Genomic DNA, 13,294 nt, shown 5'->3' with positions numbered 1-13,294 from the left:
GTCCGGTGCGGGAGTCTTGCGCTCTCAGTCGCCGGCTCATTTATTAGCAACCGACGATATGTCACGATACGCCCAATTTGCGTCGGCTGCGAGCCCAAAACTTGCTCGCGCCTCTTGCCCCAGAACCGCTGCCCATTTTTGGGCGACATGCATTTGTTAGCGACACCGTCAGGCCGCCATTTCCACCGGAAGGCCAGCGGCTTTCCATTCCGGCATGCCGTCCTCGAGGCGGCGCACGGAATGGCCAAGCGAGCGCAGCGCGGCCACCGCCTCGAAGGACATCACGCACCAGGGGCCGCGGCAGTAGGCGACGATTTCCCGGCCGGGGTCGGCACCCTGGGACCAGGCCTTGACTTCTCCGAGGGGAACATTGACCGCGCCGGGCACGTGGCCAAGCGCGAACTCGTCCGGCGGGCGCACGTCGATCAGCGTCACCAGCCCGTCGCGCATCAGCGCCTGAAGCTCGCCGCGCGTGACCGGCTGTATGTCGTCACGTGCCTCGAAACAGTCGCGCACAATGCGATCGACCTCAGCAAGCTGCCGCTCGGCAATGCCGCGCACCGCGGCAAAGGCCGACAGCACGCTCGCATCGCTCAGGGAATAGCGCACGTATTTGCCGTCGCGTTCGGCCGAGACGATGCCGGCGCGGCGCAGCGCCTGCAGATGCTGGGAGATGTTGGCGATCGGCTGGCCGAGCTTCGCAGCAAGCGCTTCGACGCTGCGCGAGCCTTGCGCCAGATGCTCGATCAGTTCCAGGCGCAGCGGATTGCCGAGCGCCTTGGCGACGATCGCGAACTGTTCGTACAGCGCCAGCTTCGGATTGCGGATTGACATCGACCTTTCTGCGACCCATCGTCATTCAATGTAATTATTGAATGATGGTTTCGACCTGCCGTCAAGCCAAGCGACCCGCAGTTGCCTTGGGAGAAAAGCGATGATCCTCAGACAGTTCCTGCATACCGACCCGGTCGCCGCCTCCTATTTGTTCGGCTGCGGCGGCAAGGCGTCTGCTGCCGTAGTCGATCCGGTCGGCGAGATCGCGCCTTATGTCGAGGCGGCGCGCGCGACAGGCATGCGCATCCTTTTTGTCGTCGACACGCATATCCACGCCGACCATATCTCGGCAGGCCGTGCGCTCGCAGCAGCGACGGGCGCCGAATACGTGCTGTTCGAAGGCGCCGAGGCGGGCTTCCCGTTCCGTCCCGTGAAGGATGGCGAGGTGCTGGAGCTCGGCAATGTGACGGCGACCGTCATGCACACGCCCGGCCACACGCCGGAGCATCTGAGCCTTTTAGTCACCGACCGAACGCGGTCGACCGAGCCCTGGTTCGTGCTCACCGGTCACACGCTGATGGTTGGCGATCTCGGTCGCACCGAGCTTGCTTCGAGCGCCGAGGACGGAGCCCGCGCGCTCTATGCCAGCGTGCGCCGGCTGAAGGAATTGCCCGATCACATCGAGGTGCTGCCGGGCGCCTATTCCGGCTCGGTGTGCGGCCGCTCGCTCAGCGGCAAGCCGACATCGACCATCGGCTTCGAGCGGCGCTTCAACAAGGCCTTCCGCATCGAGGACGAGGACCAGTTCATCGCCGCCATGACCGCCGACATCCCTCCCCCGCCGCGGGACGCGGCCCGGAACCGCGCCGCCAACGCCGGATCGCGATCGTGAGCGCAGCGGCGCCTGCTGTCGCGCTCGGCCTCAAGGTCAACTGGAAACAGTTCGCGCTGCTGGTGCTGATCAACGCCTTTGTCGGCGGCATGGTCGGCATCGAGCGAACCGTCGTGCCGCTGATCGGCGCGGAGGAATTCCATGTTGCTTCCACGACGCTCGTCACCTCCTTCATCGTCAGCTTCGGCGTGGTCAAGGCCTGTGCCAATCTCGTCTCCGGCCAGCTTGCCGACACATGGGGTCGCAAGCGCGTGCTGATCCTCGGCTGGCTGTTCGGCCTCCCGGTGCCCTTCATGATCATCTGGGCGCCGAGTTGGGGGTGGATCATTGCCGCCAACGCGCTGCTCGGCATCAACCAGGGACTTGCCTGGTCGATGACCGTCATCATGAAGGTCGATCTGGTCGGGCCGAAATCGCGCGGGCTCGCCGTCGGCCTCAACGAGTTCGCCGGCTACCTCGCCGTCGGCGTCACCGCTTTTCTGACCGGCTATCTGGCCGGCCGGTACGGGCTGCGCCCGGTGCCGATCTATCTCGGCATCGGCTATGCGATCCTGGGTGCCGCGCTGTCGGTACTTCTGGTGCGCGACACGCGCGAACATGTGCGGCTGGAACTGGCCAACCATCCGAAAGCCGTCTCCCCGCTCGGCTTTCGCGAGATCTTCATGCTGACCTCTTTCCGGGACCGCAATTTGTTCGCGGCCTCGCAGGCGGGCCTGGTCAACAATCTGAACGACGGCATGAGCTGGGGGCTTTTTCCGCTCTTCTTCGTCGCCAACGGGCTCGGCGTCGAGCGCATCGGCATCCTCAAGGCGGTCTATCCCGCCGTCTGGGGCGTCTTACAGGTCGCAACCGGGCCATTGAGCGACCGTTGGGGCCGCAAGGGCCTGATCGTCGCCGGCATGTGGGTGCAGGCTGCCGGCCTTCTGCTCACCGCCATGACGCGCGACTTCGGCTGGTGGCTGCTGGCGAGCCTCTTGCTCGGCCTGGGCACGGCGATGGTCTATCCAAGCCTGATCGCGGCGGTATCGGACGCATCGCATCCGTCCTGGCGGGCGCGCTCGCTCAGCGTCTATCGCTTCTGGCGCGATCTCGGCTACGCAATCGGAGCGCTGTCGGCGGGCCTCATCGCCGACTTCTTCGGCTTCGCTGCGGCGATCGCGGCGATCGCGGCGCTGACCTTCCTCTCGGGTGTAATCGTGGCGGTGGCGATGCGAGAGACCAGCCGCTGACCCGGCTCCGAGCTCCAGCCCGACAGCGCCGCGTTTACGATATCCGAAGCTTCATGCTGCTAGAGGTGAGCCTGTCGGGTACTATGGCGCTGGGTGCCTTTGCGGGGTTTTTCATGAACAATTCGACGCGCATGCCGTGGGTGGACACGGCAAAAGGTCTTTCGATCATCCTGGTGGTGATGATGTATTCCGCCTACAACACCGGCGAATATACCGGCGGCGTCGGCTTCCTGCATTATGTCATCGGCTTCGCGACCCCGTTCCGGATGCCGGAATTCTTCCTGATCTCGGGGCTGTTCCTGTCGCAGGTGATCGACCGGCCTTGGCGGCGCTATATCGACCGGCGCGTCGTCCACTACCTCTATTTCTATGTCCTGTGGGCGGTCATCTCGATCGGGCTGAAGATCGGCATCTTCAGCCGCGATCCCGCCGGCATGCTGCACGACCTCGCCGTGGCTGTCGTCCAGCCCTATGGCGTGCTGTGGTTCATCTACATGCTGGCCGTGTTCGGCTTCGTGGCGCGCATCCTGCGCGAGCTAGGCGTGCCGCACTGGATCGTCATCTCGGCTGCCGCCGCGCTGCAGATGTGGGCACCGCATTCGGACAGCTATGCGCTCACGCAATTCGCCGCCTATTTCGTGTTCTTCTATCTCGGCTTCGTCATGGCGCCGCTGGTGTTCCGGCTGGTCGCGTGGACGCAAGCTCGTCCAGCGATCGCCGTTGCCGGCCTGATCGTGTGGGCCACCGTCAACGGCCTGCTCGTCTATTCGCCGGGCTACGCTGTCGAGCCGGTCGGCATGCAGATGGGCCTGGCGGCATGGCCGCCGCTGCATCTTGCGCTGGCCGTCGCAGGCGCGGTGGCGCTCTGCGTCGCCGGCGGGTTCCTGTCGAAATTCGCCGCGATGGAATGGCTGCGCTGGCTCGGCGAGCATTCGCTGGTCGTCTATGTCGCCTTCACCATCCCGATGTCGATCTTCCGCGGGATCATGCTGGCAAGCGGCCTTCTGACCGATACCGGCATGCTTAGCCTCGCGGTACTGCTCGTCTCGGCCGTCAGCCCGGTCATTCTCTACTTCATCGTCAAGCGCACCGGCTTCGGAACCTTCCTGTTCGAGCGACCGGCCTGGGCGCATGTCGACAGGCCGACTGCCGGCCAGATCTCAAACCAGGGCGTTGCCCGGCCAGCGCGCGAGGCGGCTTGATGCAGAAGCGCGCCTAGCTTCCGATTATCATCGCCTGTAGCTGCTTCCGGTCCTCTTGGGACCATTGGCTCGGGTCTTCACCATGCGCGGACCGGGCATGAAGCTCAACGTGCTTCATCACCTCTTCCGCGTTTTCTGCCGTGAAGCTCCCGGGACAGGCTTCCATTCCCGGATAGTCCTTGCACCGATACGTATACGCCATCGCTGCCTCCCTTTTTAGGAACGCCTAATGGAGCGATGGGGCGCGACCTTTGTCAATGGACTGGTCGTAGACCGAAGACCACCGCCGTGCCAAGCCTGGCTGGAGCCGGCTATTTGCCGACTGTCGTGTCCTTGTCATGGTTGTACCCAGGACGGCGCACGGCCTTGATCTTGCCGCTGCTGCCGCCTCCGCAGAAGAAGCAGCCGCGGCCATCGGATTCCAATCCCGACACGCCGGAGGGCATCGCCAGCTCCTGCAGCACATCGCCCGTCTGGGGGTCGATGCACAGGAGATCACCCTCCTCCCCTTCCCAGGTGGCATGCCAGAGCTCGCCGTCGACCCAGGTGACGCCGGTGACGACACGCTTCGACTCGATGGTGCGGATCACCTTGCCCGTTTCAGGATCGATCTGATGGATCTTGTGGGCCCTGTATTCGCCGACCCAGAGCGACCCCTCGGCCCAGGTCAGCCCGGAGTCACCGCCGTTGCCGGGGGCGGGAATGGTGGCGACGACCTTGCCTGTCTTCGGGTCGACCTTGTGGATGCGGTCCTCGCCGATCTGGTAGAGATGCTCGCCGTCGAAGGCGGTCCCGGCATCGGAGGCAACGTCGATCGACCGCACGATCGCGCCGCTCTCCGGGTCAAGCGCCTTCAGCTTGTCGCCGGTGGCGAACCAGACCTTCTTGCCGTCATAGGTGACGCCGTTGATGCGCTCGGCGTCCGGAAAGGGGCCGTATTCGCGCAGGATCTCGGCAGCGGCTCGTTTCATTTTCGATCTCCGTTTGAACAATGGCCGCAGACTAGTCGCTCGGCAGCGGACCCGGGAGTAACAAGACAGTCGGGAATCCGGTCACCGGCGGCGTCATCCAGCGGCGCGCCCTGCCGCGGCCGACCGTCTGCACCTTGTTGTCGGCCGAAAGCGCTTCCAGCGCCCGCTGCACGGTGCGCGGGCTGGCACCGAGCGCGATCGCCAGCGCCGAGCTCGACCAGGACTCGCCGTCGGCGAGGAAGGCGAGCACTGCGCCATGCTCCTCCTCGACAGGCGGCGCCAGCACCACGACTTCGGCTGCGGTCAGCAGCGTTAGCGCAAAACCGGCGGCCGTCGCGTTGATTTCCGCCAGCGCGTTCATTTCGGCGCGCAGCCGGCCCATCTCGACCCTGAGCCGCGCACGATGCGATTCATCGGCGTGCCTGGCACGGAAGGCGCGCTTCAGCAGCACCTCCCGCGACGCATCCGCGGGCCAGGCCTCGGCCAGCGTTCGCGCCAGCGCAAACAGCACCGGCCGCGTCGCCAGCGAGACCACCGTGTCGGCTATGCGCACGACATTGCGGCAGGCATCGACGACGAGGGCGCCTGAGGTGAGCAGCGCCTCGACCTCGTCGAGCTGCAGCGGCGTCTCCAAGCCCTTCGACACGAGCCGCGCGACGGGCGTGTTCAGCACCAGCGATGCGCTTTCGACCTCCGCCTTCAGCGCCGGGATATTGGCTTCGTAGGCTGCGAGCGCGGCCCGGCCGAGCGCGGCGCGCGCGGCCTTCGTCCGCAGGCGTCTGACCGCGATGCCCGCGGCCGCGAGCTCATGCGCGACGCGCGCGACCGGCGGCAACGGCCCCGGATCGAAGCCGGCAAGCAGCCGCTCGGCTTCGTCGAGCCGACCGATCAGGATGAGGCGGCGCGCTTCGAGGCTGCCGGCGTAGGCGGCGTTGACCCGATCTCCATGCGCGGCAAGTGTCGTGCGGGCGGCTCGCAACGCTTTGTCCGGCCAGCCGAGATCGCGCGAGACCAGCGCGATCTCGGCCTCGGCGACGACGCAGCGGGCGCGCGCAACCGCCTCTTTCGGGCTGAAGGCGCGGGCGGCGCTCTTCAGCAACGCCTTGGCCTTGGCGAAGTCGCCGAGCTGCGCCATCGCGATGCCGCGCAGCGCCAGCGCCGGGGCGTCGTCGCGCAGCGCGACGCGTTTCAGGGCGCCCAGCGGATCACCGGTCGCGAGCGCGCGGCCGGCGGCATTGATCAGCGAGTCCATGCAACGCCCGCCCCAATGCACCCTTCCGGGTCTGCCGGATCAAATCGCGTCACACTTGTAACTCTCACCATCGCGCCGTCCGGCTCTAAGTTTCCCTTGTCACCCCAACCAAACGCAAGAACGGGACAAGAGCAATGACCCAACACATGAAGACACCACCGGTCGTTTCGCCGGAAGCCTGGGAAGGCGCGTATGAAGAAATGCTGGTGAAGGAAAAGGCGCTCACTCGCGCCCGCGACGCGCTGGCTGCGGAACGCCGCCGCATGCCGTGGATGCCTGTCGAGAAGGACTATGTCTTCGAAGGCCCGAACGGCAAGGCAAGCCTGCTCGACCTCTTCGAAGGCCGCCGGCAGTTGGTCATCTACCGCGCCTTCTTCGAGCCCGGCGTCTATGGCTGGCCGGAGCACGCCTGCCGCGGCTGCTCGCTCGGCGCCGACATGGTCGGCAACCTCGCCCATCTCAACGCCCGCGACACCACGCTTGCCTATGCGTCCCGCGCGCCGCAGGCCGACATTCAGCGGCTGAAGCAGCGAATGGACTGGAAGATGTCCTGGTACACCATCACCGACAGCTGGGACAAGGATTTCGGCGTCGACGAATGGCACGGCCACAACGTGTTCATCCATGACGGCAACCGCATCTTCCGCACCTATTTCGTCAACAACCGCGGCGACGAGGCGTTCGGCACGGTGTGGAGCTATCTCGACGTCACCCCGCTCGGCCGCCAGGAGGTGTGGGAGGATTCGCCCGAGGGCTATCCGCAGACACAGACCTACAAGTGGTGGAACTGGCACGACAACTATGAGGAAGGCGCCGCGCCCGACCAGCGATGGGTCGAGGTGTCGGATGCCGGCGAAGCGGCGTTTCGCAACAAGAACGCCTGAGCGCCGAAGCGACTCTGGCGGCGTCGCCCGCGCCGCCAGAGCCGAACTTTCCTGAAAGCAGTTGGAAGGTAGAGATCATGAGCATCGACAATCCCGCCCCTCGCCCGGCAGGCCTGAGCGGATTCGGCCTGGCCGACTGGTTATGTCTCGCGGCGGCACCGACCTTTGCCGTCATGACGTTGCTCACTGCCGCCGATAGCGGACCGGACGCGATGTGCATGTCCGGGCCCGGAGCCTCCGTGCTCAGCGGCATGGCGCCGATGTATTTCCTGATGGCTGCCTTCCACCTCGCGCCCTGGCTGCGGCTGCTCGCCAGAGGGGCGGCGGATTCGGCGTTTCAACCTGCCGACGAGCTGCCGGACCTAAGCGCGGAGCGGATGGCTGAGAGCAGGGATGCCGGCGTGTAGGGCTTTACCAGCCAGCCCAGCGGCTCCGCTGGCGCTGCCCGGGCGCGGACGTCGGAATCGGAATGCGCCGTCGCAAAAACCGACCGCAAACCGTAAATTCGAAACAACTCCAGGGCAGTTTGAATTCCATCCATGGCGCCGGACAGCCGGATATCCATCACAACCAGATCAGGCCGGTCCGCAGCTGCGCTATCGAGCGCTTCCTCGCCTGAGCCGACGACTACGACCTCGAAACCGGCCGCGGTCAGAGTGCTCTCCATCTCGAGGGAGATGAGAAAATCATCCTCGACGACCAAGATCCGCGTGGGCAATGCGGCGGCCACAGGTTCGGCCGACGCGGCTTTCGTTGGGATTGGCCGACGGCGTCCGTGTGGGGCAGCAAGCTCGGTCATCGAGAGCCATCCAGGAACTGAAGAAGAGCCGGCGAGAGCTTCATGAGAACCGAATGCTGCAGCGCGTCTTCGGTTCCTTGGTAACGACAAGCTTGCCGTGCAGCTGCCGCGCCAAGCCCTGAACCAGCTTCAATCCGGACGAACGGTCGCGGACCGAAGCCAGGTCAAAGCCGGGACCGCTGTCTTCGACGAATACCTGGAAGCCGTCCGCATCGCGCCGAAGCCCGACCCGGATTGTGCCGACTCCGTCGGGAGTTCCATCTTTTATGGCGTTGGTCAGAACCTCGTTCAGGATCAGCGCCAGCGGCATTGCAACGTCATTCGAAAGCTTTGCATCATCAGCCTCGAACTCAACCGCGACTTCCTTCGGGAAGGTCTGCTTTATTGTCCCGCAAACCGCAAGCAAGAAACCCTTCGCGTTGAACTGCGTCGAATCGACCGTCTCGTACAGGACCTGCTGAGCAGCGGCCATGGCCGCGACGCGGTTGCCGGCTTCACGCAAAATTTCTCGCGCTTGCGGGTTCGCTGCCCGTTGACCCGCCAAGCTCAGCAGTGACTGCAGCATCTGCATGTTGTTCTTCACACGATGATTCAGCTCATTGAAGAGCAGCCGCTGCTGTGTTTCGGCCTGTTTGCGTTCGCTGATATCGACCAGCATGTTGATGCCGCCGACGATCTTGCCATCTTCATCGCGCAGCGGCGTCGGATACGGGATGAAGGGAATGCGCACGCCGTCCGGGCGCTCGGCGACGGCTTCAGCGTTGCGTATCGGACGCCCCTCCTTCAGGGCGACCGCCATCGGGCACTGGTCGTGAGGAAGCGGGGTTCCGTCCGGCCAGAACAGTTTCCACGTCACGCACCACTTATCTTTGCCGATCTGCGGAACGCGCCCGGAAAGCTCGACGGCCGCCTCGTTGAAAAAGGTTATCGTGCCGTCGGCATCCGTCGTGTAGATCGCGGCCGGAATTGCCGCCAGCAGGTCGCGCAGCTGACGCTCGCTCGCCCGCAGCTTGGCTTCAGCCATCTTTTGGTCGGTAATGTCGCGCGCAATCTTCGAGGCGCCGATGATGCGGCCCTGGCTGTTGCGGATGGGCGAAATCGTCAGGGAAATATCGACGAGACTGCCGTCCTTGCGGCGACGCACCGTTTCGAAGTGATCGACGCTTTCGCCGCTGCTGATGCGCCTGATGATTTCCGGCTCCTCGCCCAGCCGGTCATCGGGGATGATCATCGTGATGTGCCTGCCGATCGCCTCGTCGGCCGTGAAGCCGAACAGGCGCTCCGCGCTGGCATTCCATGAGGCGATAATGCCGTTGAGATCCTTGCTGATGATCGCGTCGTGAGAGGATTCGACAATGGCCACCAGCTGATTTGCGGCGCGCTCCGTCGTCTGGCGGGCGGTCTCGAGCCGCACGCGGTCGACCGCGAAGCCGAGTTGTCCGGCCACCGTCAGCGCAAAACGAAGCTCGGACTCCACGAAATCGTGCGGATGATCGTAATAGGTCATGAACTTGCCGACCAACTGACCGCGCACCGAGATCGGAATGAAAGCCAGCGCTGCAATGCCTTCGTCCCGCACAGCCGCCTTGAGGTCGTCCGGCAACCCGCTTTGCTCGACGTCTGCAATAGCGATTGGTTCGGGATCGCGTGTGTCTCGCGACCAGGGGGAATGGCCTTCGACGGCCTTTCTGTAAGCTTGCGACAGGCCCCGCGAGGCAGCAAATCTGAGGAAGCCGGTGTTGTCGAAAAAGAGTATGGACGCCCGGTCCGCACCCAATGCGCGAATGATGGTGCTAAGGGCTATCTCGCGAACCTCGCCGAGATTCGCCGCGCGCTGAAGGCTGTCCGTGAATTCGTAAAGCGCCGCCTGCTGCTCCAGATGCCGGACGAGCGCGGCCTCGGCCTTCTTGCGCGCGGTGATATCCTGCTGCACGCGCACCGCATACAAGAAGCGGCCTTCGGAGTCCCTTACGCTCGAGGACGTGACCGCGACCCAGACTCTTGCCCCGTCCTTGCGGATGAAGCGCTTCTCGTGCCGGTAGCTGTCGATCTCGCCTCGCACCTGACGCTCGAACTGACGCAGGTCCGCATCGACATTCTCCGCCAGAGTGGCATCGAACACCGACCTACCCACAAGTTCATCGGCCGAATAGCCGAGCAGGTCGGCCAGGTAGCCGTTGACGCGCCCGAGTTCGCCCTTCGCATTGACTTCAGCGATGCCAATCGCCGCATGCTGGTAAGTCGCAGCGAGCCGCTGTTCCTGTTGCCCAATGATCTCATCGCTCAGACGCCGGTCCGTGACGTCGTGGAAACAGTTGATGGCTCCGACGACCCGACCGTCCTCGTCTTCGATCGGCTCGATGTGGACCATCACCCATATCGCCGTGCCGTCCGGCCGCTCGAGCTTGCCTTCAACCCCCCTGACGGGAATGCCGGTTCGCAGCACCGCGGCCATCGGGGTTTCGGCGCGCGCGATCTCGCGTCCATCGAGATAGAGTCTGTGAGATCCGCAAAAAAGTTCGGTGTCCGAGCCAAGCAAGGGCGTTCGCCCCCACAGGTCGGCAGCGCGTTTGTTGAACCAAAGCAATCGGCCCTGCGCGTCGCAAGCGTAGATCGCAATGGGCAGCGTCTCGATGAAGTCGGGCGGAATTTGCAGGGCGACGGCGTCCTGCGGGGTACGGATAAACCCCTCGGTTCCTTGAAGGCTTTCGATGCGCATCTCCCATTCCCGCTCGGCAACGAAAAACCAAACGCATCGGATCGCCGAATGTTCCCGCGTGAGCTCCGACACTTCGGCATCGAGGCGGGTGCGGACATAACTGCGATTTCGCCCTGCCTGCTGGACCCATTTTCGCACAGAGGCGCCGAGCGTCCGAACGACCGGTCGCACCTGGCGGGATCCGCTCCTGCAATCGGTGGAAGAGCTGCATGCGAGTCCGGATCGCCTTGACCTGGCGCATTGCCTTCCGCGCCGGCTCGCACAATAGTCGGGGCGATGTTCGAGGCGGTAGCGAGTCACTGGCAGACGCTCATCCTTCTCCTGTCGTTGGCGATGGCGGCGGTCGGCATCGTCCATGCCATCATGACGAAGGAAGACGTGCGCGCCGCCACGGGGTGGGTCGGCGTGATGCTTCTGTCGCCCTTCCTCGGCGCGATCATCTACGCCATCGCCGGCATCAACCGGATCCGCCGCGCGACAATCAGCGCCATGCGACCCAGCGCCGGTTCGGCGGATGAGGCCGGGCACAATCGCGACGTCGCCGTCGAAGCCTTGATCGAGGCCCAATTCGGCCAGCGCTTCGTCGGATTGAAGACACTGGGCGACAGGGTGGCGCGGCGTCCGCTGACTTCGGGAAACACCATCGCCGTGCTCGAGACCGGCGACGAGGCCTATACGGCGATGTGCCGGGCGATCGACGGCGCGCAAAAGAGCGTGCTTCTCGAAACTTACATCTTCGACAACGACGCCGTCGGACAGATGTTCGTGCAGTCGCTCTCCGCCGCGGTCAAACGCGGCGTCGCCGTGCGCGTGCTGATCGACGCCGTTGGCGTGCGTTATTCGGTACCCAGCATCCTGAAGCAGCTCAGGGAGGCCAACGTCGCCGTCGATCTCTTCAACGGCAACATCGTCATGGGCTTGAGACTTCCTTATGCGAATCTCAGAACCCACAGGAAGGTCCTGGTCATCGACGCGACGGTGGCGTTTACCGGAGGCATGAACATCCGCAAGGGGTTCTCGGCCGAATTCGCCGGTTCCGACAGCTCCAGGGACACGCATTTCGAGGTCACCGGGCCGGTGGTGGTCGACCTGTTCTCAGTCGCCGCCGAGGACTGGCGCTTCGCCAGCAACGAGGCGCTGAAGGGCGACGCCTGGCAGGTCGAGCGAACCACCCCGCCGCCCGGCCAGCCGATGCTGGTCAGAGCCGTGGCGACAGGACCGGATGCCGCGAACGAAACCAACCACAAGCTGCTGATGGGAGCGTTTTCGGTCGCCCGCAAATCGATCCGCATCATGTCGCCCTATTTCCTGCCGGACCGCGAGCTGATCAGCGCGCTGACCACGGCCGGCGCGCGCGGTGTCCAGATCGACATCGTGGTGCCCGCGGTGAACAACCTTTTCCTCGTCGACCGCGCCATGACGGCACAGTTCGACCAGGTGCTGAAGCATTATTGCCGGGTGTGGCGCCACGAAGGCCCCTTCGATCATTCGAAACTTATGGCAATCGACGGCGCGTGGGCTTATGTCGGCTCGTCCAATCTCGACGCCCGGTCGCTCAGGCTGAATTTCGAGATCGACATGGAGGTCCTGGATGCCAACTTCGCCCGGGCGATCGAGGCGCGTATCGACGCGGCGATCGCGTCGGCGAAACCGGTGACACTCGAGATGCTGAGGGCCAGAGCCTTCGTCATTCGTGTCCTCGACCGATTGCTGTGGCTGGGATCGCCCTATCTGTAGGCAAGAAAGACGAGCAGCAGGAACCATGGAGAGAAACGGACGCACCCTCCCCGAAACCGTGCTCCTGTCGATCCGCGGCAGAAAGATGCGGAAAGCGAAAGCCACGGCGCCCAAACGGGTCGGCGGCGCCGAGATGGTGGTCGCCTCCTACAACGTCCACAAATGCATCGGCACCGACCGCAAGTTCGACCCCGAGCGGACCGCGCGCGTCATCCGCGAGATCAGCCCCGATGTGATCGCGCTGCAGGAGGCCGACAACCGCTTCGGCGACCGCGCCGGACTGCTCGACCTCAACCGCCTCGAAATCGAAACGGGGCTGGTGCCGGTGCCGGTCACCGGAAACGGCAAGGCACATGGCTGGCGCGGCAACGTGCTTCTGTTCAAGCGGGGCACGGTGCGCGACGTGCACCAGATCAAGCTGCCCGGCCTGGAGCCGCGCGGGGCGCTGGTCGCCGAGATCGACCTCGACGAGAACCGGACGCTGCGCGTGATCGCCGCGCATCTCGGCCTGTTGCGCCGCTCGCGCTCGGAACAGGCCCGCGTCGTGCTCGATATCATGAGCAGCGCCGACGAAAGGCCGACGCTCCTGCTCGGCGACCTCAACGAATGGCGGCTGGGCAACCGCTCCGCGCTCAACACGCTGCACACCACCTTCGGCCCCTCGCTGCCCGCTGTGCCCACCTTTCCGTCCGGCCTGCCGGTGCTGGCGCTCGACCGGATCATGGGCAACCGCAACGGCATGGTGTCGGCGGTGGAAGCGCATGACACGCCGCTGTCGCGCGTGGCGTCCGACCACCTGCCGCTGACCGCCTTCGTGCATCTGTAGATCGAGCGA

General features: G+C 64.7%; 13 protein-coding genes. 7 read left to right on the top strand and 6 right to left on the bottom strand.

Features of this window, described 5'->3' with window-relative positions:
- Window positions 1-168: 168 nt before the first annotated feature.
- On the bottom strand, window positions 169-834 hold the full coding sequence (locus A9K71_RS21340) for a metalloregulator ArsR/SmtB family transcription factor (RefSeq protein ID WP_067000409.1): 666 nt from the start codon (window positions 832-834) through the stop codon (window positions 169-171).
- Between the two features lie 100 nt (window positions 835-934).
- Here A9K71_RS21340 and A9K71_RS21335 point away from each other — a divergent pair, with 100 nt between their 5' ends.
- The 3 genes from A9K71_RS21335 to A9K71_RS21325 all read left to right on the top strand — a co-directional run bounded on the left by A9K71_RS21335 (window position 935) and on the right by A9K71_RS21325 (window position 4,097).
- Window positions 935-1,666, top strand: coding sequence for an MBL fold metallo-hydrolase (locus A9K71_RS21335; RefSeq protein WP_067000406.1), 732 nt, complete (start codon window positions 935-937; stop codon window positions 1,664-1,666).
- Window positions 1,654-2,895, top strand: a complete 1,242-nt coding sequence (locus A9K71_RS21330; RefSeq protein WP_067000941.1) for an MFS transporter — start codon at window positions 1,654-1,656, stop codon at window positions 2,893-2,895. Before A9K71_RS21335 ends, A9K71_RS21330 begins: the two co-directional genes overlap by 13 nt.
- A gap of 113 nt (window positions 2,896-3,008) precedes the next feature.
- Window positions 3,009-4,097 (top strand): acyltransferase family protein, encoded by a 1,089-nt coding sequence (locus A9K71_RS21325; protein WP_067000938.1) that lies wholly within the window; start codon window positions 3,009-3,011, stop codon window positions 4,095-4,097.
- Window positions 4,098-4,110: 13 nt separating this feature from the next.
- Here the strand turns inward: A9K71_RS21325 and A9K71_RS21320 are convergent, their stop codons facing one another.
- The 3 genes from A9K71_RS21320 to A9K71_RS21310 form a co-directional block, all read right to left on the bottom strand.
- Window positions 4,111-4,299 carry a DUF1059 domain-containing protein gene (locus tag A9K71_RS21320; protein WP_067000403.1) on the bottom strand — a complete coding sequence of 63 codons (189 nt, stop codon included), beginning with the start codon at window positions 4,297-4,299 and terminating at the stop codon, window positions 4,111-4,113.
- A gap of 109 nt (window positions 4,300-4,408) precedes the next feature.
- Window positions 4,409-5,068, bottom strand: coding sequence for a PQQ-binding-like beta-propeller repeat protein (locus A9K71_RS21315; protein WP_067000401.1), 660 nt, complete (start codon window positions 5,066-5,068; stop codon window positions 4,409-4,411).
- 31 nt (window positions 5,069-5,099) lie between these two features.
- Window positions 5,100-6,320, bottom strand: coding sequence for a DNA-binding protein (locus A9K71_RS21310; RefSeq protein WP_067000398.1), 1,221 nt, complete (start codon window positions 6,318-6,320; stop codon window positions 5,100-5,102).
- 134 nt (window positions 6,321-6,454) lie between these two features.
- On the opposite strand from A9K71_RS21310, the gene A9K71_RS21305 reads away from it, so the two are divergent.
- Together A9K71_RS21305 and A9K71_RS21300 are read left to right on the top strand one after the other, a co-directional pair.
- Window positions 6,455-7,204, top strand: coding sequence for a DUF899 family protein (locus tag A9K71_RS21305; RefSeq protein ID WP_067000395.1), 750 nt, complete (start codon window positions 6,455-6,457; stop codon window positions 7,202-7,204).
- Between the two features lie 77 nt (window positions 7,205-7,281).
- Window positions 7,282-7,611 carry a hypothetical protein gene (locus A9K71_RS21300; protein ID WP_067000392.1) on the top strand — a complete coding sequence of 110 codons (330 nt, stop codon included), beginning with the start codon at window positions 7,282-7,284 and terminating at the stop codon, window positions 7,609-7,611.
- Here A9K71_RS21300 and A9K71_RS30710 read toward each other — a convergent pair.
- Window positions 7,542-8,003 carry a response regulator gene (locus tag A9K71_RS30710; RefSeq protein WP_082954105.1) on the bottom strand — a complete coding sequence of 154 codons (462 nt, stop codon included), beginning with the start codon at window positions 8,001-8,003 and terminating at the stop codon, window positions 7,542-7,544. The two genes, A9K71_RS21300 and A9K71_RS30710, sit on opposite strands and share 70 nt — an antisense overlap.
- A 40-nt stretch (window positions 8,004-8,043) precedes the next feature.
- Window positions 8,044-10,722, bottom strand: coding sequence for a PAS domain S-box protein (locus A9K71_RS21295; RefSeq protein WP_067000935.1), 2,679 nt, complete (start codon window positions 10,720-10,722; stop codon window positions 8,044-8,046).
- A gap of 276 nt (window positions 10,723-10,998) precedes the next feature.
- On the opposite strand from A9K71_RS21295, the gene A9K71_RS21290 reads away from it, so the two are divergent.
- The gene (locus A9K71_RS21290; protein WP_067000389.1) at window positions 10,999-12,459 is read left to right on the top strand and encodes a phospholipase D-like domain-containing protein; all 1,461 of its coding nucleotides are present in this window, start codon (window positions 10,999-11,001) and stop codon (window positions 12,457-12,459) included.
- Window positions 12,460-12,484: 25 nt separating this feature from the next.
- Window positions 12,485-13,285: an endonuclease/exonuclease/phosphatase family protein gene (locus tag A9K71_RS21285; RefSeq protein ID WP_067000387.1), complete on the top strand. Its 801-nt coding sequence runs from the start codon at window positions 12,485-12,487 to the stop codon at window positions 13,283-13,285.
- The last annotated feature ends 9 nt before the right edge of the window (window positions 13,286-13,294 follow it).

It is taken from the genome of Mesorhizobium sp. WSM3873, from assembly GCF_001672445.1.
In the GTDB taxonomy this organism is placed as follows: Bacteria; Pseudomonadota; Alphaproteobacteria; order Rhizobiales; family Rhizobiaceae; genus Mesorhizobium.
This window is presented reverse-complemented; position numbering and strand designations above follow the sequence as displayed.

Excerpts from the sequence above, each read along its gene's own strand:
- A9K71_RS21300 (WP_067000392.1), top strand. The coding sequence starts at position 7,282 with ATGAGCATCGACAATCCCGCCCCTCGCCCGGCAGGCCTGAGCGGATTC.
- A9K71_RS21315 (WP_067000401.1), bottom strand. The coding sequence starts at position 5,068 with ATGAAACGAGCCGCTGCCGAGATCCTGCGCGAATACGGCCCCTTTCCG.
- A9K71_RS21325 (WP_067000938.1), top strand. The coding sequence starts at position 3,009 with ATGAACAATTCGACGCGCATGCCGTGGGTGGACACGGCAAAAGGTCTT.
- A9K71_RS21335 (WP_067000406.1), top strand. The coding sequence starts at position 935 with ATGATCCTCAGACAGTTCCTGCATACCGACCCGGTCGCCGCCTCCTAT.
- A9K71_RS21340 (WP_067000409.1), bottom strand. The coding sequence starts at position 834 with ATGTCAATCCGCAATCCGAAGCTGGCGCTGTACGAACAGTTCGCGATC.
- A9K71_RS21305 (WP_067000395.1), top strand. The coding sequence starts at position 6,455 with ATGACCCAACACATGAAGACACCACCGGTCGTTTCGCCGGAAGCCTGG.
- A9K71_RS21295 (WP_067000935.1), bottom strand. The coding sequence starts at position 10,722 with ATGCGCATCGAAAGCCTTCAAGGAACCGAGGGGTTTATCCGTACCCCG.
- A9K71_RS21285 (WP_067000387.1), top strand. The coding sequence starts at position 12,485 with ATGGAGAGAAACGGACGCACCCTCCCCGAAACCGTGCTCCTGTCGATC.
- A9K71_RS30710 (WP_082954105.1), bottom strand. The coding sequence starts at position 8,003 with ATGACCGAGCTTGCTGCCCCACACGGACGCCGTCGGCCAATCCCAACG.
- A9K71_RS21320 (WP_067000403.1), bottom strand. The coding sequence starts at position 4,299 with ATGGCGTATACGTATCGGTGCAAGGACTATCCGGGAATGGAAGCCTGT.
- A9K71_RS21290 (WP_067000389.1), top strand. The coding sequence starts at position 10,999 with ATGTTCGAGGCGGTAGCGAGTCACTGGCAGACGCTCATCCTTCTCCTG.
- A9K71_RS21310 (WP_067000398.1), bottom strand. The coding sequence starts at position 6,320 with ATGGACTCGCTGATCAATGCCGCCGGCCGCGCGCTCGCGACCGGTGAT.